This window comes from Bradyrhizobium sp. 138, from assembly GCF_023074075.1.
GTDB lineage: Bacteria > Pseudomonadota > Alphaproteobacteria > Rhizobiales > Xanthobacteraceae > Bradyrhizobium.
The window spans coordinates 532,795-552,461 of record NZ_JADPKT010000007.1 but is presented as its reverse complement, the minus strand read 5'-3'; the positions used below and the strand labels follow the sequence as shown (position 1 = coordinate 552,461).

At 64.9% G+C, this 19,667-nt stretch carries 20 protein-coding genes; 12 read left to right on the top strand and 8 right to left on the bottom strand.

The features are described 5' to 3' along the window. Positions 1-48 precede the first annotated feature (48 nt). Positions 49-219 carry a hypothetical protein gene (locus tag IVA79_RS07225; RefSeq protein ID WP_247551332.1) on the top strand — a complete coding sequence of 57 codons (171 nt, stop codon included), beginning with the start codon at positions 49-51 and terminating at the stop codon, positions 217-219. Here IVA79_RS07225 and thrS read toward each other — a convergent pair. Continuing rightward, complete coding sequence (thrS, locus tag IVA79_RS07220; RefSeq protein WP_247551330.1) at positions 216-2,258, bottom strand: threonine--tRNA ligase; 2,043 nt, start codon at positions 2,256-2,258, stop codon at positions 216-218. The genes IVA79_RS07225 and thrS overlap by 4 nt on opposite strands. Before the next feature lie 186 nt (positions 2,259-2,444). Here thrS and IVA79_RS07215 point away from each other — a divergent pair, with 186 nt between their 5' ends. Both IVA79_RS07215 and IVA79_RS07210 read left to right on the top strand, forming a co-directional pair. Continuing rightward, on the top strand, positions 2,445-3,611 hold the full coding sequence (locus tag IVA79_RS07215) for an MFS transporter (protein WP_247551328.1): 1,167 nt from the start codon (positions 2,445-2,447) through the stop codon (positions 3,609-3,611). Between the two features lie 81 nt (positions 3,612-3,692). After that, positions 3,693-4,070 carry a hypothetical protein gene (locus IVA79_RS07210; RefSeq protein WP_247551326.1) on the top strand — a complete coding sequence of 126 codons (378 nt, stop codon included), beginning with the start codon at positions 3,693-3,695 and terminating at the stop codon, positions 4,068-4,070. A gap of 46 nt (positions 4,071-4,116) precedes the next feature. Here IVA79_RS07210 and IVA79_RS07205 read toward each other — a convergent pair whose 3' ends face one another. Continuing rightward, the gene (locus IVA79_RS07205; RefSeq protein WP_247551324.1) at positions 4,117-5,433 is read right to left on the bottom strand and encodes an alpha/beta hydrolase; all 1,317 of its coding nucleotides are present in this window, start codon (positions 5,431-5,433) and stop codon (positions 4,117-4,119) included. Between the two features lie 321 nt (positions 5,434-5,754). Here IVA79_RS07205 and IVA79_RS07200 point away from each other — a divergent pair, with 321 nt between their 5' ends. Both IVA79_RS07200 and IVA79_RS07195 read left to right on the top strand, forming a co-directional pair. Beyond that, a complete protein-coding gene (locus tag IVA79_RS07200; RefSeq protein ID WP_247551322.1) occupies positions 5,755-7,119 on the top strand; it encodes an amino acid permease in 1,365 nt (454 codons plus the stop codon). A gap of 2 nt (positions 7,120-7,121) precedes the next feature. Continuing rightward, positions 7,122-8,336: a hypothetical protein gene (locus IVA79_RS07195; protein ID WP_247551320.1), complete on the top strand. Its 1,215-nt coding sequence runs from the start codon at positions 7,122-7,124 to the stop codon at positions 8,334-8,336. Here the strand turns inward: IVA79_RS07195 and IVA79_RS07190 are convergent, their stop codons facing one another. Further along, positions 8,337-8,543, bottom strand: coding sequence for a hypothetical protein (locus tag IVA79_RS07190; protein ID WP_247551318.1), 207 nt, complete (start codon positions 8,541-8,543; stop codon positions 8,337-8,339). Between the two features lie 92 nt (positions 8,544-8,635). Further along, positions 8,636-8,974, bottom strand: coding sequence for a membrane protein insertion efficiency factor YidD (yidD, locus tag IVA79_RS07185; protein WP_194402966.1), 339 nt, complete (start codon positions 8,972-8,974; stop codon positions 8,636-8,638). Positions 8,975-9,221: 247 nt separating this feature from the next. Between yidD and IVA79_RS07180 the strand changes: the two genes are divergently transcribed. Next, positions 9,222-10,121 (top strand): hypothetical protein, encoded by a 900-nt coding sequence (locus IVA79_RS07180; protein ID WP_247551316.1) that lies wholly within the window; start codon positions 9,222-9,224, stop codon positions 10,119-10,121. Between the two features lie 57 nt (positions 10,122-10,178). On the opposite strand, the gene IVA79_RS07175 is transcribed toward IVA79_RS07180, so the two are convergent. Beyond that, positions 10,179-10,634: an iron-sulfur cluster assembly scaffold protein gene (locus IVA79_RS07175; protein ID WP_247551314.1), complete on the bottom strand. Its 456-nt coding sequence runs from the start codon at positions 10,632-10,634 to the stop codon at positions 10,179-10,181. Between the two features lie 242 nt (positions 10,635-10,876). Here IVA79_RS07175 and folE point away from each other — a divergent pair, with 242 nt between their 5' ends. The 4 genes from folE (at position 10,877) to IVA79_RS07155 (ending at position 14,640) form a co-directional block, all read left to right on the top strand. Then, on the top strand, positions 10,877-11,566 hold the full coding sequence (gene folE, locus IVA79_RS07170) for a GTP cyclohydrolase I FolE (protein ID WP_028137199.1): 690 nt from the start codon (positions 10,877-10,879) through the stop codon (positions 11,564-11,566). Between the two features lie 24 nt (positions 11,567-11,590). Beyond that, positions 11,591-12,013 (top strand): phosphoribosyl-AMP cyclohydrolase, encoded by a 423-nt coding sequence (hisI, locus tag IVA79_RS07165; RefSeq protein ID WP_247551311.1) that lies wholly within the window; start codon positions 11,591-11,593, stop codon positions 12,011-12,013. Positions 12,014-12,123: 110 nt separating this feature from the next. After that, positions 12,124-13,185, top strand: coding sequence for a lytic transglycosylase domain-containing protein (locus IVA79_RS07160; RefSeq protein ID WP_247551309.1), 1,062 nt, complete (start codon positions 12,124-12,126; stop codon positions 13,183-13,185). A 288-nt stretch (positions 13,186-13,473) separates the two neighbouring features. After that, entirely contained in the window at positions 13,474-14,640 is a 1,167-nt protein-coding gene (locus IVA79_RS07155; protein ID WP_247551307.1) for a DUF2336 domain-containing protein, read from the top strand. A 125-nt stretch (positions 14,641-14,765) separates the two neighbouring features. Here the strand turns inward: IVA79_RS07155 and IVA79_RS07150 are convergent, their stop codons facing one another. The 3 genes from IVA79_RS07150 to IVA79_RS07140 all read right to left on the bottom strand — a co-directional run bounded on the left by IVA79_RS07150 (position 14,766) and on the right by IVA79_RS07140 (position 16,800). Beyond that, positions 14,766-15,350, bottom strand: a complete 585-nt coding sequence (locus IVA79_RS07150; RefSeq protein WP_247551305.1) for an Hpt domain-containing protein — start codon at positions 15,348-15,350, stop codon at positions 14,766-14,768. A gap of 25 nt (positions 15,351-15,375) precedes the next feature. Beyond that, the gene (locus IVA79_RS07145) at positions 15,376-15,921 is read right to left on the bottom strand and encodes a response regulator (protein ID WP_011088265.1); all 546 of its coding nucleotides are present in this window, start codon (positions 15,919-15,921) and stop codon (positions 15,376-15,378) included. A 99-nt stretch (positions 15,922-16,020) separates the two neighbouring features. After that, a complete protein-coding gene (locus IVA79_RS07140) occupies positions 16,021-16,800 on the bottom strand; it encodes an NAD kinase (RefSeq protein ID WP_247551303.1) in 780 nt (259 codons plus the stop codon). A gap of 243 nt (positions 16,801-17,043) precedes the next feature. On the opposite strand from IVA79_RS07140, the gene IVA79_RS07135 reads away from it, so the two are divergent. Both IVA79_RS07135 and IVA79_RS07130 read left to right on the top strand, forming a co-directional pair. Then, complete coding sequence (locus tag IVA79_RS07135; RefSeq protein WP_247551301.1) at positions 17,044-18,612, top strand: peptidase S10; 1,569 nt, start codon at positions 17,044-17,046, stop codon at positions 18,610-18,612. A gap of 276 nt (positions 18,613-18,888) precedes the next feature. After that, positions 18,889-19,653, top strand: coding sequence for an outer membrane protein (locus IVA79_RS07130; protein WP_247551299.1), 765 nt, complete (start codon positions 18,889-18,891; stop codon positions 19,651-19,653). Positions 19,654-19,667: the final 14 nt, after the last annotated feature.

The window sequence follows — 19,667 nt, the reverse complement described above, 5'->3', positions numbered from 1 at the left end:
GTTTAGATCGATTATGATAGAGACGTGCCAATATTCGAGCTGTCAGCTATGAAGGCGCTGGTCATCAGATCGCATCGCGAATACCGCCACGTCCTCAAGTCGATTGAGGATTTGATGAGCGCCGAGATCAGCTCACCCGCAGGCATGCGCCTCGACCGCCTGGTTGGGGCAGTCGAGGCGTGGGAGCAGAGGCATTACCGGCTAAACCAACCGAGCTAAGCCGAACCGCGCACCCGCTTCACGTCCGGCGGGGTTGCCTCGTCGACCAGCGCGGCGATCGCCTCGGCGGTCGTCATCACTTTCTGGCCGTCGCTGCCGAGGCGGCGGACCGAGACCGAATGCGTCTCGGCCTCCTTCTTGCCGACCACGAGCAGCGCCGGGATCTTGGCCAGCGAATGCTCGCGGACCTTGTAGTTGATCTTTTCGTTGCGCAGGTCGATCTCGACCCGAAGCCCTGCGCGCCGTGCCTGTTCCATTACCACCTTGGCGTACTCGTCGCCTTCCGAGGTGATGGTCGTGACCACCGCCTGCACCGGCGACAGCCAGAGCGGGAAGTTGCCGGCATAGTGTTCGATCAGGATGCCGATATAGCGCTCCATCGAGCCGCAGATCGCCCGGTGCACCATGACCGGCGGTTTCTTGCCGCCGTCATGGTCGATGTAGAACGCGCCGAACCGCTCCGGCAGGTTGAAGTCGACCTGCGTGGTGCCGCACTGCCAGTCGCGGCCGATGGCGTCGCGCAGCACATATTCGAACTTCGGCCCGTAGAAGGCGCCTTCGCCCGGGTTGATCTCGGTCTTGATGTGATTGCTCTGCGACTGGATCTCGCGCAGCACCGTCGCCATCACCCGCTCGGCGTGATCCCACATCTCGTCGGTGCCGACGCGCTTGTCGGGCCGGGTCGAGAGCTTCACCGTGAGGTCGCCGGTGAAGCCGAAATCGGCATAGGTCGACAGGATCAGGTCGTTGATCTTCAGGCATTCCTCGGCAAGCTGATCCTCGGTGCAGAAGATGTGCGCATCGTCCTGGGTGAAGCCGCGCACGCGCATCAAGCCGTGCATGGCGCCGGACGGCTCGTAGCGATGCACCACGCCGAACTCGGCGAGGCGCAGCGGCAGGTCGCGGTAGCTCTTCAGGCCGTGCTTGAAGATCTGCACGTGACCCGGGCAGTTCATCGGCTTGAGCGCAAACCAGCGCTTGTCCTCGGCCTCGTCGCCGGCCGACTGCGCCGCGAACATGTTCTCGCGATACCAGCCCCAATGGCCCGAGGTCTCCCACAGCGCCTTGTCGAGGATCTGCGGCGCGTTGACCTCGCTGTAATCGCCGGTCAGCCGCCGGCGCATATAGGCGATCAGCTGCTGGAAGATGGTCCAGCCCTTCGGGTGCCAGAACACCACGCCCGGACCTTCCTCCTGGAAGTGGAAGAGGTCGAGCTCGCGCCCGAGCTTGCGATGGTCGCGCTTTTCGGCTTCCTCGATCTGCTTGAGATAAGCGTCGAGGTCCTCCTGCTTGGCGAAGGCGGTGCCGTAGATGCGGGTCAGCATCGGATTGTTGCTGTCGCCGCGCCAATAGGCGCCGGCCACCTTCATCAGCTTGAAGGCGTTGCCGACCTTGCCCGTCGAGGTCATGTGCGGGCCGCGGCACAGATCGAACCAGTCGCCCTGGTAGTAGATCTTGATCGGCTCGGTGCCCGGAATGGCATCGACCAGCTCGACCTTGAACGCCTCGCCCTTGTCGCGAAACACCTGCTTGGTCTTTTCGCGATCCCAGACTTCCTTGGTGAAGGGCTTGTCGCGCGCGATGATCTCGCGCATCTTCTTCTCGATCGCGGCAAAGTCTTCCGGCGTGAACGGCTCGTTGCGGAAGAAGTCGTAATAGAAGCCGTTCTCGATCACCGGACCGATGGTGACCTGCGTGCCCGGCCACAGCGTCTGCACGGCTTCGGCCAGCACGTGCGCGCAGTCGTGGCGGATCAATTCGAGCGCGCGCGGATCGTCGCGATTGACGAGCTCGAGCTTGGCATCGGCCTCGATCGGGTCGTTGAGGTCGGCGAGCACGCCATCGAGCGCCATCGCAACCGTGCGCTTGGCCAGCGACGGCGAGATGCCCTTGGCGATGTCGAGGCCGGTGATGCCCTGGTCGAACTGGCGCTGGGCGCCGTCGGGGAAGGTGAGGGTGACTTTGGCGGCGGGGGACACGGGCTTCAGATTGGAGAGGCTGTACTGGAAGCCGGACTCGGATTTGGGCTGGTCGGTCATTGCTTTTCTCCTGAGGCTCACTCCTGCGAACGAGCGCAGGTAAGCGGGAACGAGCGATATATCAGGGGATTCGGCCTGCGCAATCCGGCAATTCCAAGAAATCGGCGCGCAAAAGCCGGGACGGTGCACCAGCTATTTCCAGCAACGGCCTTTAACGGGTGGCGGGCCCGCGCTACATGCGCCTGCATGGAAAATGCACGCGACCGGCGTTTCGCGCCAACCGCCCTGATGCTCGGCAATCTCGTCACCGGCTGCTCCGTGCTGGCGCCGGCGGGCATGCTGCCGGAGCTGGCGAGCGGGCTCGACGTCAGTATTCATGCGGCCGCGCTGCTGATCACCTTCGGTGCGGTGACGCTGTGCATCGGCTCGCCGCTGACGGCCTGGTTGACCAGCCGCATCGAACGGCGGACGTTGCTCACGACGACGCTGGCGGTGCTTGCCTTGGGCAATCTCGCCTCGGCCTTTGCGCCCGACTACACCAGCCTTCTCGTCATCCGTCTCGTGATGCTCGCGGTCGGTGCGCTCTATACGCCGCAGGCCGCCGGCACGGCGGCCTTGATCGTGCCGGCCAAGCGGCGGGGCAGCACCATCGCCTATATCTTTCTCGGGTGGTCGCTGGCTGCCGCCGTCGGCCTTCCGCTGATCACCTTCATCGCCAGCCGCTATGGCTGGCGGGCGGCCTATGGTGAGATCGGCGCGCTCGGGTGTCTCAGTTTCCTGCTGTTGCTGCTGCGGCTGCCGGCGGGGGTGAAAGGCGCGCCGGTGGATTTGAAGACCTGGCGCGACGTCGGAGGCAACAGGACGATTTTGCTGCTGCTTGCGATCACCATGCTGCAAATGTCGGGGCAGTTCGTGGTGTTCACCTTCATGGGCCCGCTGCTCAACAGGCTCACCGGCGCCGGCCCCGATGCGATCGGCATGGTGTTTGCGCTCTACGGCGTTTGCGGCTTCCTCGGCGTCGTCTTCGCCACCCGCATCGTCGACACCTCGGGACCCTATCGCACCTCGGTCCTGTTCACCTGCCTGCTGCTTGCGGGGATCACGGGCTGGGCGCTCGGCGCGGGCACGCTGGCTGTCATGACGTGCGGGGTCGCAATCTGGGGCCTCGGCTTTGCCTCGACCAATTCGATGCAGCAGGTGCGGCTGGTCGCTGCCGCGCCGCCGCTGGCATCGGCGACCGTCGCGCTCAACACCTCCGTCCTCTATATCGGCCAAGCGGTCGGCTCCGCCATCGGCGGATTGTTGTTCGCGCGCGAGCTCCTGCATACGCTCGGCTTCGTCGCGGTCGGTTTCGTCGCGGTGGCGCTGATTCTGGTGATCCTGACCCGGCCGGCCGCTGCCGCCACGGCCTGAACGGGCGTGCAAGGTGCTTGGCAAACCGCGCATCGGAGCGCTAGAACGCCGGGGCATGGGGACCAAAGAGAGTTGACAGAAATGAGGATGATTCTGGCGGTTGCCGCGGTGCTCTATTCAGCCTCCGCGTTTGCGCAAGCCGACAAGCCACCGATGGTGGGGGACAAGCCGCTGGTGCAGGTCAAGCCCAAAGGCGCCAAGGAGGCGGCGGCGAAGCCGGCCGCGACGCCGAAGGGCAAGCCGCAGTCGGTCGCCGTGCGGCTGCAGGCCTGCCTCGATATCGACGACGGCACCAAGGACCGCCTCAACTGCTACGACGCCGTGATGCCGCCGGCCCCGAAGCCGAAGCCGGCGAAGGCCAAGGGCTATGCCGATTGCCGTTTCTTCAAGGAAGAGGACGAGCGGCTGTCCTGCTACAACGGCTTCGCCGAGGCCATTCCGAAGCTGCCCAAGAACTGAAGAAGGCACATGCTCAGCCGCCGATCCGGCTGAGCAGCTTGCAGGCCTAGCGGCTCGAGGCGACGCGCGTGAGTGCCAGCGACGGCGTCGCGGACATCTTCACCAGCACGTCCTTGAGCGGATCCCGCGTCCAGGCGCGGGTGACATAGTCGCGATGGGTGATGCCCTCGCCGGTCTCGACGAACACCACGCTGCCGGGATGGAGCGGCCCATCCATGTCCTCGGCGACGCTGATGCCCTTCTGGCGGAGCATGCTCATCAGCTCGCGGTCGCGCCGCGCGGTGTGGCGGGTGTAGGCGCTGACGAAGAATCCGGAGCGGTGGCTCTCGATCCAGGACGCGAACTTGTCCATTTCGCCATAGACGGCGTCGAGCAGCACGACGCCGCGGACGCGGTCGCTGATGCCGCCGACCTCCAGGCTCCAGGCCGTCGGCAGGAAGCCGCCGCTATAGCCGACGATCACGATCGGCATGTTGGCGAAGGCGCGCGCGCTGTTGGGATCGCCGGTGACGCGGGCGAGGTGGTCGGCGGATTCCGCCATGAAGCGCTTGAAGCCGCCCGGCTGCCAGAACTTGCCGGCGCTGGAATCGGCGGCATCGACCGCCATCTGCGGTGCAAGCAGCACGGCATTGGCGCCGGAATCGGTGATCTGCTTGGGCACCAGTTGGCGATCACGCACGTCGCGTTCCAGCGTTGCGCCATTGCCGTGGAAGAACACGACGATCACGCCCGGCTTGCGCACGTCGAAATGCTCGGGCACGTGCACCAGCACGCGGCTGTCATTGTAGGTCTCGTCCTGCCAGAATACGCGACCGGAATAGCTGCGATGGCCGCGGCGATCGCCCTTGGAGATGTTGAGGAACGGTGCTTCGGAGGCGGGGTTGTTGCCGAAATAGGGAAAGGCCGACGATTTCATGCTGACGAGGGTCGTCAAGTCGTCGCGTGCCGGACGCTTGTAGGGGACCTGCGGCTCGAGCGAAGCGACCTTGTAGGGGGCCTGCTCCGGCATCTGTTGCTGCACTGCGCGCTTGGGCGAGAAGTCCGACATCTGCCGCTGCAGGAGACGTTCGCTCGCCGAGGGGAAGCGCTCCCTGAATTGCGGGGCAGGGAAGCGATCCTCGAACGTGTCGCCGCTTGCCACTTGTTGGTTTGTCTTCGCAACGACCTGAGTGCCCCCTTGGACATTGGCCTGCGAATTCGCCGCAAGGGCTGCCGGGTTCGGCGCCTTGCCGCATTGAACCAGTGTCAGCGACAGCGGCACCAAGGCTGCGATCAGGCCGACCCGGAGCGCACGACCGCGCCGATCGGACGGCGTCCGATCGGCACGATTGTCAGCTCTCAATTTCGGAGCGGCCCCGACCATCCACCCATGACCCCAAAGTCACGTCCATCGGCAAATCCTTCAACAATTGAGCCGATGGGCGTTTAGGCGACGTTAAGCGTCCGGAGAAACTTCCCCACATCCGGAACGCTCAAAAGGACCATGCAATCGTGTCCTGATTGTGGGGACGGGGAACGGGGTTTCCCGGGGCGTACGCAGCTTTTTGGCCTGGGAGCGGGCATATGCGGTGCTCAAATACCTGTTTCCCTCGCCTCATTTAACCCTTGTTAACTCTGCTTGAATTGACTGGGCCAAACTGCACGATGCGCCCAAGGCATGACCGCCTGAGGCCAAGGACCCCCGATGACGGCAGATGCGGGAACTGCTCCCTGGATTGGCCGGCTGACCGGAAGCGGGAGCGGGGTCTCGGTTCTGGTCGCAACCGCCATCGTCGTCGCCGACATGATCGGCGTCGGTGTCTTCACCAGCCTCGGCTTCCAGGTCAAGGATATCCCGTCCGGCTTCTCGATCCTGCTGCTGTGGACCGTCGGCGGCGTCGTCGCGCTATGCGGGGTGTTCGCCTACAGCGAGCTCGGGGCGATGTTTCCACGCTCGAGCGGCGAATACAATTTCCTCGGCCGCGCCTATCATCCGGCCTTCGGCTTTCTCGCCGGCTGGGTCTCGGCGACGGTGGGTTTCGCGGCGCCGGTCGCGCTCGCCGCGATGGCGTTCGGCGAATACGCCAAATCGGTGATGCCCGATCTGCCGTCGATTCCGCTCGCCATCGCCGTGGTGTGGCTGGTCTCGCTCGTGCAACTGACCGGCGTCAGGCACTCCGCGACCTTCCAGCTGATCTCAACGATCATCAAGGTCGTGCTGATCGTCGCCTTCCTGGTCGCCGGCTTCGTCATCGGCGTGCCGCAGCCGATCGCCTTCACGCCGCAGCCGGGCGATCTCACCCACATCGTCAGCGCGCCCTTCGCGATCGGGCTCGTCTTCGTGATGTATTCGTTCTCGGGTTGGAACGCCGCGACCTATATCATCGGTGAAATGAACACGCCGCAGCGGAGCCTGCCGCGCGCGATGCTGGTGGGCACGCTGATCGTGCTCGTGCTGTATGTCGCGCTGAACGCGGTGTTCCTCTACTCGACGCCGGTCGGCGAGCTCGCCGGCCAGCTCGACGTCGCCAGCGTTGCCGGCAGCGCTATCTTCGGCGATCTCGGCGGCCGGATCGTCGGCGCGATGATCTGCGTCGGCCTGATCTCTTCGATCTCTGCGATGATGTGGATCGGTCCCCGCGTGATGATGACGATGGGCGAGGACATTCCTGCCTTACGCGTCTTCTCGAAGCGATCGGCGCGCGGCGCGCCGGCCTATGCCATCCTGTTCCAGCTCGTCGTCGCCAATCTGCTGCTGTTCACGCGCAGCTTCGAGGCGGTGCTCGACTTCATCCAGTTCGCACTGCTGTTTTGCTCGTTCTTCACGGTAGCCGGCGTCATCAAGCTGCGCATCACCGATCCCGATTTGCCCAGGCCCTATCGCGCCTGGGGATACCCGTTCACGCCGCTGGTTTTCCTGCTCGTGACCGGGTTCATGATGTACTACCTGTTGACCGAGCGGCCGGTGCAGTCGCTCTCGGGGATGCTCGTCATGCTCTCGGGTCTGTTGATTTATGCTGTTTTCCGCAGGCGGCCGGTCGCCGCTGGCAATTCACACAATAGCGAATAGATATGTTTCGCCCCTTCAGAATTGCGGCCGTCGCGCTTGCCCTGCTGGCTGCGGCGGTCTCGTCCGCACACGCCGCCGACGTCACCTTCGACGACACCGCGCGCTTCCTTGCGGGCATGCAGCCTTCGGCGGACTCGCCGCTGGTGCCGCTCACGAAGGATCCGAGCTGGCAGCGCCATGCGAAGTTCTTCGACGGCGCCTTCGCCCAGCTCGAACAGCGCCAGCTCTCGAAGATCCGCAATTGGGCCGAAATCAATCTTGCCGCGCCCCGGCCGACCATGTTCTACATGTTCAGCGGCCCTGACTTCCTCTACGCCAACGCCTTCTATTCCAAGGCCAGCACCTACGTGCTCGGTGCACTGGAGCCGGTCGGCGCTGTGCCCGATTTGACGCGGCTGCCGCGCGGTTCTGTCGGTGCCGCGCTCTACATTGTCGAGCGTTCGCTCGGCTCGATCCTGAGCTTCTCGTTCTTCATCACCAAGCAGATGAAGGTCGACCTGCATGCCAATCAGGTCAACGGCACCTTGCCGATCCTCTATGTCTTTCTCGCGCGCTCCGGCAAGACCATCCGCAACGTCGAGATGGTCGCGCTCGACGACAAGGGTGGGGTGCATGTCGGCGACGACAATCCGGGACGGAATGCGACGCACGGCGTCCGCATCACCTTCGCCGGCTCCGACGGCGAGGCGCGCACGCTGTATTATTTCTCGACCGATCTTTCCAATTCCGGTGCGCGCGCCACGGGCTTCCTGAAATTCTGCGAGACGCTCGGGCCCGGCAACAGCCTGCTCAAGAGCGCGTCCTATCTGCTGCATTCCGGCAATTTCACCGTCGTTCGCGACTGGCTGCTCGCCAACAGTGCCACCATCATCCAAGACGATTCCGGCATTCCGCTTGCGAACTACAATGCGCGGCAATGGCGGTTCTTCCCGTTCGGCCGCTATCTCGGCCCGATCGACGAATTCCCCGGCCGCTACCAGGAACGCTATGCCGCGCTGTTCACGCGCGCCCAGCCGATCGATTTCGGCGTCGGCTATCGCTGGCGGATGCACGAATCGAATTTGCTGCTCTCGGTGAAGCTGTCTGGCAACGAGGTCGCGCCGGAGGCGGAGGCCACCTCGTCTGCCGAGCCGGCGCCAAAGCCGCCGCGCCCGAAGCGGCCACGTCCGCCGGAATCGATTCCGCCGCAGTCCGGGCGCGTCTACTGGTTTCGCTGACTACCAATGCACGCTCTGGCTCGGCACGATGAAGCTCGTCGTGCTTGGCTGCGTCGCAAGGCTCCTCGCCAGATACCAGCCTGAGCCGAGGACGAGCGCGAGCAGGACGATGATGGCGAGCAGGTCGATGGTTCTGGGATCGTGTCCCCTGTGACTGAAATTCGGACCAGGCCTGATGTGAAAATGAGGGCTGATTTTCCAGCGCATTGTTGTTTCCTCCCGGAGGAGCGGCATAACAACGTGGGAAGGAAGTCCAAGGTTCCGCTCAGGTCCTTGATGCGCAAGGCATCGCAGCAATCTCAGGATGCATTGACGCCGCGCCAGCGGCCATAGCGCCATGGCAGATACCAGCGCGCGCCTTGCGGCGCGGTGAGCGGCACGTTGTCGATGCCCGACGTGCCAAACGGATTGCAGCGGAGCAGCCGCGCCAGCGTCATCCAGCCACCGGCCCAGAGTCCGAACCGTTCGATCGCCTCGTCGCCATAGACCGAGCAGGTCGGAAGATGCCGGCAATTGTAGCCGACCAGAGGCGACAGCGTATGCCGATAGAGCCAGATCAGCGCGCGGCCGAATCTGCGCGGGAGCCGAAGCGCCCCCTCGACCGAACTGGAACAATGCCCGCAGGCTGAATGCTTCATGTGCGCTGTGCTGCCACGTTAGGCGAGGTGTTGCACGGTTCCGGGGCAGGGAACTCTAAGCTGTTGTTTTCGCGCCATATTTTGCATGCTTTTTGGGAGCAGTGCAGCAAGTACCTGTGGACGAGCTGTATTCCCCCGGATACCATTTTTGTGACGTCCAAGTGTAGAAACATACGCCTGTATGATGGACTCAGTGGGCGCTACCGGGGATTGTTTAGGGACCTTGGGGCTTGGGGAAGGAACCAGATTGAAACTTCTGAACTCCCTTAATCTTCGCGGCTGGTTGCTGGTGGGAACCGCCGTATGTGGAGTCGTGCTGGCTGGCGCCGTCGCGACACTTGGCTCGTCCGCCCGCGCCGGTGCTGCTCTCGAAGAGCGCAAGCTGCCGATGAAGTTCAACTGGGTCGCCTGCGAGCCGAACTGCCGCGGCTGGGTCAGCGCCGTGGGCGTCATCACCGCCGATACGCCGAAGGATTTCGAAGAGTTTTCCCGCGGTCGCCAGCTTGGCGGGGCCACCGTGGTGCTCGATTCCAGCGGCGGTTCCGTCAATGACGCGATCACGCTTGGCCGACGCTTCCGCAATCTCGGACTATTGACCACGGTCGGCGTAAGCCTTCGCGGCGGGCAGTCGGCCCGGCCGGCGGTCGCGCCTGAGGCCTATTGCGAATCCATGTGCGTGTTCCTGCTGCTGGCCGGCAAGAAGCGCTACGTGCCGGAAGCCGCCCATGTCCGCGTCCACCAGATCTGGATGGGCGACCGTGCCGACGATGCCAAGGCGGCGAGCTATAGCGCGCAGGATCTGATGATCGTGGAGCGCGATATCGGCCGTCTGGCCAAATATACCTTCGACATGGGCGGAGCGGGCGATTTGCTGTCGCTCGCGCTCAGCGTGCCGCCCTGGGAAGATCTGCACGAACTGGACGCGGGCGAGCTCAAGCTCACCAATCTCGTGACGACAGATCTCGTGGCCGACGTGCTGCCGCATGTGGACATCTCCGCGCCGGCGATGGCGGCGCTGGCCCCGAAGACGCAGGCCAAGTTCGGCGCGGAACCGGAGCAGCCTGGCAAGTCGACCCAGACGGCGGAAGCCATGGTGCCGACGGGCGGTGTGGCCGCGCCGGCTACAGCTGCGGCGACGCCGAAGTAAGCTCAAATCTTGCCAATTGTTCCGCGGCGCGCGTCGCCGCGGACTGACGCGGGGAGTTCAGCCCTGCGCCACGGCCGGCTGCTTGGCTCTGGCTTCGATCTGGCCGATGGCGTCGACCACGGCATCGAAGGTCAGCAGCGTCGAGGCATGGCGGGCCTTGTAGTTGCGGACTGGCTCAAGGAACTTGATCTCCTCCCATTTGCCTTCGGGAGGCGCACCGTTTTCCTTCAGCATCTTGCGAACAGTCTCGCGTAACTCACGGAGTTCGCTCGCAGTCGATCCGACGACCCGACTTGCCATGATGGATGAAGAGGCCTGGCCAAGGGCGCAGGCCTTCACGTCATGGGCGAAGTCGGTGACGGTGTCTCCGGTCATCTTGAGATCGACCTTGACGGTCGAGCCGCACAGCTTGGAGTGGGCGGTGGCGGAGGCATCGGGGTCCGACAGCCGTCCGAGGCGCGGAATATTCCCGGCCAGTTCGATGATCCGCTTGTTGTAGATGTCGTTCAGCATGTGATGGAGTCCAGCACTTCCGCACCCGATCGGCCTTGGCGGGCAGCGTCCACGGTCCTATATAGGGTCGCAACTGGCGGAAAAACAGTCCAGCAGCGCGCCGGCGGCGATTTCCAACTGTGCGGCCGGCATTGCAGCCTGCGGACTCTTGCGCCAAGACTGTTCTCTTCAGGCGTCCGGCGGCTTGGCCGCCCCGTCTGCCGGTGACACTCCGGCCGTTAAGGCCGTCGAACGGAGAAGATATGGACGCTGCAATCAAATCCATCCGCCCGGGCAAGCCCTCTGACCGGCAGCCCGAGAGCCGGCCGGCCGAGCTTGACCCTGCCGAATTCCTCGCGGCCGCCGTTCGCGCCGACCAGCCGCGCCCGGCGCGTGCCGAGGCGGAGGCGGCGGTCAAGACGCTGCTCGCCTATATCGGCGAGAACACCGAGCGCGAAGGCCTGCTCGACACGCCGCGCCGCGTGGTCGAGGCCTTCGACGAACTCTATCAGGGCTATCACCAGTGTCCGGCCGAGGTGCTCGACCGCACCTTCGGCGAGACCGCCGGTTATGACGATTTCGTGCTGGTGCGCGACATCGAGTTCACCTCGCAATGCGAGCATCACATGATGCCGTTCTACGGCAAGGCGCACATCGCCTACACGCCGGTGGAGCGCGTCGTCGGCCTGTCCAAGCTCGCCCGCCTCACCGACATCTTCGCCCGCCGGCTCCAGACCCAGGAGCACCTGACGGCGCAGATCGCCGCGGCCATCGACGAGGTCCTGAAACCCCGCGGCGTTGCCGTGCTGATCGAGGCGGAGCATACCTGCATGTCGGTGCGCGGCGTCGCCAAGCATGGCGCCTCCACCTTCACCAGCCGCTTCACCGGCATGTTCCGCGACAATCCGGCGGAGCAGGCCCGTTTCCTGTCCCTGGTGCGAGGCACGCGCTGACCTCGCGAATAGATCGGCAAGGTCGTGTCCGCTCACTCCCATGAAATCGAGGAAGGCCTGGCCTTCCAGCCGCGCTTCGACACGAGCGGGCTCGTGACGTGCGTCGCGACCGACATCGCCACCGGCGACGTGCTCATGGTCGCGCACATGAATGACGAGGCGCTGCGCAAGACGATCGCGACCGGCGAGGCCTGGTACTTCAGCCGCTCGCGCAATGCCTTGTGGCGAAAAGGTGAGACCTCAGGTCAAACCCAGCGCGTGGTCGAGATGCGCACCGATTGCGACCAGGACGCGGTCTGGATCCGCGTCGAGCAGATCGGGGCTGCCTGCCACACCGGCCGGCGGTCCTGCTTCTACCGCAAGGTCGAGGCCGAGGGCGGGGGAGCCAAGCTCGTCTTCACCGATGCCGAGCGGCTGTTTGATCCGGACGCGGTCTACAAGAAGTAGCTCTCTGTCATTCCTGGGGCGCGCAGCGCGAACCCTGCAGTGACAGAGACTGCCGGATTAACCCCGCATTAACTATACCTGTCCCACGGTGAGCCGATAGGGCGTCCGAATTGCCGGCGCCGCTCAACGCCGCGCAGGGCGGGCACCTCATCATGTCGGTCGACAATTTCAGTGCGACGCAGACGGCCGGTCTCGATCCGTCGCGCGCGCGCGTCGCCGGTGCGATCAAGCAGGCCTCGAACGTCAGCGGCGTCAGCTTCCAGTACATGCTGACCACCGCCAAGATGGAATCGGATTTCAATCCGACGGCCGGTGCCACGACGTCATCCGCGCATGGGCTCTACCAGTTCATCGACCAGACCTGGCTCGGCACCGTGAAGGAGGCCGGCTCCCAGCTCGGCTACGGCAACTATTCCGCCGCCATCACCAGGACGTCGTCGGGCAGCTACACCGTCGATGATCCCGCCATGAAGCGGTCGATCATGAAGCTGCGCGACGATCCCGAGGCCGCCTCCAGCATGGCGGCCGCGCTGACGCAGTCGAACAGCTTCAAGCTCACCGGCCTGCTCGGGCGCAGGCCGAGCGACAGCGAGCTCTACATGGCGCATTTCATGGGCGTCGGCGGAGCCGCAAAACTGATCGCTAATGCCGAGGACAATCCGCAAGCGGTCGGTGCGCGGCTGTTTCCGAACGCGGCGTCCGCCAATCGTTCGATCTTCTACGCCAGGGACGGCCGCGCCCGCAGCGTCTCCGAAGTCTATTCGGTGCTGGACGCACGCTATGCCAGCGCCGCCAATTCGAAAGTCACCCGCAGCGCGATGGCGATCTATGGCGGCACGCCGTCGACCACCGAGGTCGCGAGCGCGAGCGGCATACAGCCCACCGCGCCGAGGGTCGACAACGCGGCTTATCTCCAGACGTTTCCGAACACGAATGCCGTGACGCCGGTCAGCGCGACATCATCGACGACGGTCGCTGACAATACGCCAGTCGCGCCGGCATTCCGCTCGATTTATCAACCCGGCGACACCACGCAGCCGGTCTCGACCACGGTGCAGAAATTATGGGGCAACAACGCCTCGCTGATGTCGGTCGCGTCAGCTGCACCTGATGTGCGACCGCCGCAGCCACTCGATCTCTTCAGCGATCGCAGCGGCACGTTCTCGAGCTAATCGCCGTCTCGTGTCCCGGACGAGGCGCAACGCGCAAGCGATGCGCCGCAGAGCCGGGACCCAGGCCGCGCCCACCGCTCTCAAACACCTTGGGCCCCGGCTCTGCAGCGCATCGCCGAGGCGCTGCGCTGCGTCCGGGGCACGCGCGGCAGGCGCCTCTGTTCCCTTAACAAAACGTCAATAAAACCAGCCGCTTATGGTGAACGCTTTGTTAAGCGTCGTGGTTTATTTTGTGTTGCAGGTGACGAGCCGTCACCATTTTCGTTTGTTGTGTAAGCCGGAAGCAGCATGATTGTTCGGCAGTTCATCAATTGGATCAGGACGGCGCCCGCCGGCGAGCGCGCCGAGGCCACACGGGCGTTGGCCCGGGCCTGGCTGATCTCAGACCTTTCGACAGACGACCGCATCGCCGCCGAAGGCGCGCTGTTGATGCAGCTCGACGATCCCTCGCCGCTGGTGCGGCAGGCGATGGCCGAGGCCTTTGCGCGCAGCTCCGATGCTCCGGCGTCGATCGTGCGGGCGCTGTCGGCGGACCAGCCGACCGTCGCGCTGCCCGTGCTCGAACATTCCCCGCTCTTGATCGACGCCGATCTCGTCGACATCGTCGCGACCGGCAATGACGAGGTGCAATGCGCGGTTGCCCGCCGCATCGCGCTGCCGGTCTCGGTCTGCGCCGCCATCGCCGAAGTCGGCTGCGCGGCAGCCGCGCTGGAGCTGATTGAAAATCCCCATGCCGAGCTTGCCCCGTTCTCCTGGAATCGCATCGTCGAGCGCCACGGCCATCTCGCCGCGATCCGCGAGGCGATGCTGGTGCTGGATGATCTGCCGTCGGCAACGCGCGCCGCGCTGGTCGCAAAGCTCTCCGAGACGCTGGCGCAATTCGTCGTGGCGCGGAACTGGCTGAGCGCTGATCGTGCCGATCGCATCACCATCGAGGCGCGCGACCGCTCCACCGTCAACATCGCCGCGCGCTCGCGCGGCGAGGACATGCAGGGCCTGGTGCATCATTTGCGCGTGACGGGGCAGCTCACCGCCGGCCTGATCCTGCGCGCGCTGCTGTCGAGCAATCTCGACCTGTTCGACGCGGCGCTGGCCGAGCTCGCCGATCTGCCGCTGGCGCGGGTCTCCGCGCTGCTGCACGACCGCGGCGGCAACAGCCTGCACGCGCTGCTTCGTCGTGCCGGGCTTCCCGAGGCGACGTTCGCGGCGTTCCAGGTCGCACTCGATGCCTGCCACGAGCAGGGCTTCGTCGACAGTGACGACGGCGCGGCGCGGCTGCGCCGGCGCATGGTCGAGCGCGTGCTCACCCATTGCGAGTCCGACGAGGCCGCGACCGAGCCGCTGATGGTCCTGCTCCGCCGCTTCGCCACGGAATCGGCGCGGGAGGAGGCACGGCTGTTCTGCGACGAGCTGGTCGCGGACGAGGACGCCTACAACGATCTGATCGCGGCCTAGCGAGATATCGTAGGGTGGGTTAGCCGCAGGCGTAACCCACCTCTTTCGTTTCCGCGGTGGCAGAAGTGGTGGGTTACGCTGCGCTAACCCACCCTACGATTTTTGCGCAATGACGGGGAAAGAACTCAGCCTTGCTCCGCCGGCACGATGCTCGGCGCCAGGATCACCTCGAGATGCTCGGGCCGGTCGCGGTTGACATGGGCGAGATAGTCGTCGGCGACCTTGCGCAGGCGACGGCTGAGCTCGGCGGAGACGCTGATGCTGTCGAGCCTGGTGTTCTCGTGCACGATGGCGAGGATGGCGTTGATGTGGTGCGTGAACAGCTCGGCCGGCACCTTTTCCAGATCGGGCGCGTGCTCGATGACGCGGCACAGGCTCTCGGCGATGCCCGCCGCGGCCGGATAGCCGAATGTCGCGGCGTCGCCCTTGATGTCGTGGGCGGCGCGAAACAGCTCGTCGCGCCTGTCCTTGGTGAAGCCGTCATTGCGGATGGCGACATAGGCGGCCGACAGCCGGTTGACCTCGGTGGTCATCCAGTCCTTGAACTCGCCGGAAAGGCCCGCGAGCGCCTGCTCGGCGCGGCGGACCGGATCGTCCAGGTCCTTCTCGTCGACGCGGCGCAGAACCTTGCGCAGCGGGTTGGGCTGCGTGATGATTTGATGCGTGGCGAAGGCCTTGACCTCGATGTCCTTTGCGCTGTTCTTCGCCATGATGCCTGCCTCTGAAGACGTTGCGCTAGATGGTGGAGCGGGCTTTGTCGAGCAGCGAAGGCTGCTGCAGCACCTCGTGCTTTTCGCCGACGCGGCGCTCGGGGCCCATATAGGCGGAGTTGGTGTTGCGGCGCCGGTCCGGCCCGAAATAGGTCTTGGTCTTGATGAAGGGGCGGGGATTGGCGACCACGTTGAGGATGCGCTGATAGAGCCCCTTGGCCGAGATCGGCTTGGCCAGGAATTCGGTGACGCCGGCATCGCGCGCCACCGTGACGCGGCGCTTCTCGGAATGACCGGTCAGCATGATGATCGGCGCGTAGGGGTTGCCCTTGGATTCCGGCTGCCGGATCATCTGCGCGAGTTCGAGCCCGTCGAAGATCGGCATCGCCCAGTCGGTGATGACGATGTCGGGCACGTAATGGCTGTACATTTCGAGCGCGGTGGCGCCGTCCTCGGCTTCGTAGACTTCGCGCGCGCCGAAGGAATGCAGCAGCGTCCGCAGGATGCGGCGCATGTGCGGATTGTCGTCGCAGACGAGGAAGCGCAGCTTGTTGAAGTCGATGCGGAACATGACGCCCGGGCCAAAAAGGTCAACCTTCGTTAACCATATCGTGGCGGCGGTTAACGAAGGGTTGCGAGCGAAGCGCCGGCGGCGGGCGGGGCGGCGGCTCTAGTAGCCGAACTGCTCGCGCAGGATGCGCTCTTCCAGGCTGTGGCCGGGGTCGAACAGCATGCGCATCGAGATGCTCTTGTCGGACAGGACCTCCACGCGCCGGACCCTGCGGACCTCCTCATGGTCGGCGACCGCCGCCACGGGACGCTTGTCGTCCTCCAGCACCTCGATCACGACATAGGCGGTGTTGGGCAGCAGGGCGCCGCGCCAGCGCCGCGGCCGGAAGGCGCTGATCGGGGTCAGCGCCAGCAGGGCGGCGTTGATCGGCAGGATCGGTCCCTGTGCCGACAAATTATAGGCGGTCGAGCCGGCCGGCGTCGCCACAATGATCCCGTCGGCGATCAGCTCGGGCATGCGCTCGCGCTCGTCGATCATGATCCTCAAGCGCGCCGCCTGGGAGGTCTGCCGGAACAGGTAAACCTCGTTGATGGCGTGGTGCAGGTGAACGCGGTCGTTGCCGTCGGTCGCGCGCATCAGCAGCGGATTGATCTCGGATTCATGCGCTGCCTCGAGCCGCGCGCGCAAATCGTGCGTCGCGTATTCGTTCATCAGGAAGCCGACAGTGCCGCGGTGCATGCCGTAGATCGGCTTTCCCGTGTGCATGTTCTGATGCAGCGTCTGCAGCATCAGCCCGTCGCCGCCGAGCGCGACCACGACGTCGGCCTCCCTGGGATCGCAATTGCCGTAATCTCGGGTGAGTTGGGCGTAGGCGGTCTGCGCCTCGCTGCTCGGGCTGGCGACGAAGGCGATCCGGTCGTATCGCTGGGGCTTGATCATGGCTTGTCGGGCAGCGCTGCTGGCTGGAGGAAGTTCCGCCGGGCTCGTCTATACGAGGTGGACCTGTATTGTCGAGGATGACCGCCTCTCAAGGCAAATGAGCAATTGTCGATCCGGAGAACAAAACGGGTTGATCGAGCCCGCCCGGACGATGCCGTCGGACCGGTAATCCTGCAAACCGTCGCAATTCCGTACTAGCTTTCCGAGCGCGCCGGCTATGACAGCCGGGCAGGGAGAACGACCGTGCTCACGATGTTGCCGACATTGCGACGAACTGGGCTGGTGCTGGCCGTGTCCGCGGTCGCGCTCGCAGGCGTTGCGCGCGGGGATGATCCGCCGCAGCCGCGCTCCGAGGCGGCAGCGCCGGCGGGACAGAAGGGCGGTCGCGCCGGCAGCGCGCAAGGCGCCGCGCAGGCCTCGCCCTCGGCGGCCGAGCCGCACCGCCTCCCGCCTGATGCGACCACGAAGCAGACGATGGAGCTGCCCGGCCGCACCCTCAACTTCGCCGCCACCGCCGGCTCCATCCGCGTGTTCGACGGCAAGGGCGAGCCGCTGGCCGACATCGCCTATACGTCCTACCAGCTCGACGGCGCCGACCGCGCCACACGTCCGGTGACGTTCCTGTTCAATGGCGGACCCGGCGCGTCCTCGGCGTGGCTCCAGTTCGGCGCGGCCGGTCCGTGGCGGCTGCCGCTCGATGGCGATGCGCTGTCGCCGTCGGCCTCGCCCGAGGTGAAGCCGAACGCGGAGACCTGGCTCGACTTCACCGATCTCGTCTTCATCGATCCCGTCAGCACCGGCTACAGCCGCTTCGTTGCGAGCGGCGAAGACGCGCGCAAATCGTTCTATTCCGTCGACGGCGACGTCAATGTGATCGCGCTGGTGATCCGCCGCTGGCTCGAAAAGCACGACCGGCTGACCTCGCCGAAATACGTCACGGGCGAGAGCTATGGCGGCATTCGCGGGCCGAAAGTGGTGCGCCAGTTGCAGCTCCAGCACGGCGTCGGCGTCAAGGGCTTGATTCTGGTGTCGCCGCTGCTCGATTTCCGCGAGTTCACCGGCACCAGCCTTCTGCAATATGTCGCGACGCTGCCGAGTTATGTCGCGGTGGCGCGCGAAGCCAAAGGCCCGGTCAAGCGCGCCGATCTCGCCGATGTCGAGGCTTACGCGCGCGGCGAATTCCTGGCTGACCTCGTCATGGGCGAGGCGGACAAGGAGGCCACCAATCGCCTTGCCGACAAGGTCGCCGAGCTCACCGGCATCGACCAGGCGGTGAGCCGCCGGCTCGCCGGCCGCTTCGACGTTGGTGAATTCCGCCGCGAATTCGACCGCAAGAACGGCAAGGTGACGGGACGTTACGATGGCTCCGTGCGCGGCTTCGATCCCTATCCGGATTCGAGCAGCTCGCGGTTCGGCGATCCCTCGGGCGATGCGCTCCAGGCGCCTCTGACGAGCGCCGCCGTCGACGTGCTCGCACGCAAGCTGAACTGGAAGCCCGACGGCTCCTATGAGGTCCTGAACGGCGCTGTGGAAGGTCACTGGGATTTCGGCCGTGGCATCAACCCGCCGCAATCGGTGTCCGAGCTGCGCCAGATCCTCGCCACCGATGCCAAGCTGAACGTGCTGGTCGCGCACGGCCTGTTCGACCTTGCCACGCCCTATTTCGGAACGAAGCGGGTGCTCGATCAGATGCCGGCCTTCGCGACGCAGCGCGTCAAGTTCGTGGTCTATCCCGGCGGCCACATGTTCTATTCGCAGGGCGGCTCGCGGCAGGCGTTGCGCAGCGAGGTCGAGGCGCTGATCAGGGAGTAGGCCGCGATCTGCGAACGCACGTCCGGGTCTTCCGATCAGGTCATGCTCAGGCCGGTCGTCTGCGGCGCGATGAATGTCGCCGGGCACGCGGCGCTGGCGCGAGAAACAGCCTGCCAGGCAGATTCATTGATCAGATCGCAACAGTGGGAACTCGGTCGCGCAAAATGCCGCATCGGGTTTGTCGCACACCGTGATCTGGCAGCAACAGACTTCCGGCCGCGGTGGTCTATAAGCGATTATTCGCTTTTGGATTGATTTGCGATTGGAGGAATGTCGATGAAGAAGTTCCTTGTCTGCTTCGCCTTGAGTTCGTGCTTGTCGGTCCCGGCTTTCGCCGCCGACATGCGTATGCCGGTGAAGGCGCCTGTGGCAGCGGCAGTTTTCAGCTGGACCGGTTTCTATCTCGGCGGACATGTCGGCTACGGTTGGGGCCGGTCGAGGACCGATGTAGGTCTGCCCGACGCACTGGATTGCGGTGGCGGTCCGAGCTGCGAAAGCATTGCCTACGATACCAACGGCGCCTTCGGCGGCGCTTATCTCGGTTACAATTGGCAGGTCAATTCCATCGTCCTCGGCATCGAGGGTGAAGGTGGTTACATCGGCGCGACCAAGACCGTTTTCTCGACCATCGCACCGGACCATCGCTTCGAGACCTCGTATGGCGGCTACGGCGCCATCACGGGACGCCTCGGTGTCGCAGTCGATCGCGCGCTGTTTTACGGGAAGGGCGGCGTCGCCTTCGCCCGCATCAGGAACGAAGCCCTTGACGACGTCGGCGCGTTCATTCCGTCTCCGGATCCCGAGCATATCGGCCGCAGCAACACCACGCGGGTCGGTTGGGCTCTCGGCGGCGGCGTGGAGTACGCAGTGTCCAACAACTGGATCCTGCGTGCGGAATATCTCTACATGCAGTTCAACAACAAGACGGTGTTCGATCTAGGTGACGGCAGTGGCGGCGTTCCGCCCGCGACGGATCCGAGCCCCTATACGTTCCACGATCATCTGCACACCGCGCGCGTCGGCTTGGCCTACAAGTTCTGAGCTGCGCGCCGTCA

Bases quoted from the DNA above. Each gene is read 5' to 3' on its own strand.
- IVA79_RS07225 (WP_247551332.1), top strand. From the start codon at position 49: ATGAAGGCGCTGGTCATCAGATCGCATCGCGAATACCGCCACGTCCTC.
- thrS (WP_247551330.1), bottom strand. From the start codon at position 2,258: ATGACCGACCAGCCCAAATCCGAGTCCGGCTTCCAGTACAGCCTCTCC.
- IVA79_RS07215 (WP_247551328.1), top strand. From the start codon at position 2,445: ATGGAAAATGCACGCGACCGGCGTTTCGCGCCAACCGCCCTGATGCTC.
- IVA79_RS07210 (WP_247551326.1), top strand. From the start codon at position 3,693: ATGAGGATGATTCTGGCGGTTGCCGCGGTGCTCTATTCAGCCTCCGCG.
- IVA79_RS07205 (WP_247551324.1), bottom strand. From the start codon at position 5,433: ATGGTCGGGGCCGCTCCGAAATTGAGAGCTGACAATCGTGCCGATCGG.
- IVA79_RS07200 (WP_247551322.1), top strand. From the start codon at position 5,755: ATGACGGCAGATGCGGGAACTGCTCCCTGGATTGGCCGGCTGACCGGA.
- IVA79_RS07195 (WP_247551320.1), top strand. From the start codon at position 7,122: ATGTTTCGCCCCTTCAGAATTGCGGCCGTCGCGCTTGCCCTGCTGGCT.
- IVA79_RS07190 (WP_247551318.1), bottom strand. From the start codon at position 8,543: ATGCGCTGGAAAATCAGCCCTCATTTTCACATCAGGCCTGGTCCGAAT.
- yidD (WP_194402966.1), bottom strand. From the start codon at position 8,974: ATGAAGCATTCAGCCTGCGGGCATTGTTCCAGTTCGGTCGAGGGGGCG.
- IVA79_RS07175 (WP_247551314.1), bottom strand. From the start codon at position 10,634: ATGCTGAACGACATCTACAACAAGCGGATCATCGAACTGGCCGGGAAT.
- folE (WP_028137199.1), top strand. From the start codon at position 10,877: ATGGACGCTGCAATCAAATCCATCCGCCCGGGCAAGCCCTCTGACCGG.
- IVA79_RS07155 (WP_247551307.1), top strand. From the start codon at position 13,474: ATGATTGTTCGGCAGTTCATCAATTGGATCAGGACGGCGCCCGCCGGC.
- IVA79_RS07150 (WP_247551305.1), bottom strand. From the start codon at position 15,350: ATGGCGAAGAACAGCGCAAAGGACATCGAGGTCAAGGCCTTCGCCACG.
- IVA79_RS07145 (WP_011088265.1), bottom strand. From the start codon at position 15,921: ATGTTCCGCATCGACTTCAACAAGCTGCGCTTCCTCGTCTGCGACGAC.
- IVA79_RS07140 (WP_247551303.1), bottom strand. From the start codon at position 16,800: ATGATCAAGCCCCAGCGATACGACCGGATCGCCTTCGTCGCCAGCCCG.
- IVA79_RS07130 (WP_247551299.1), top strand. From the start codon at position 18,889: ATGAAGAAGTTCCTTGTCTGCTTCGCCTTGAGTTCGTGCTTGTCGGTC.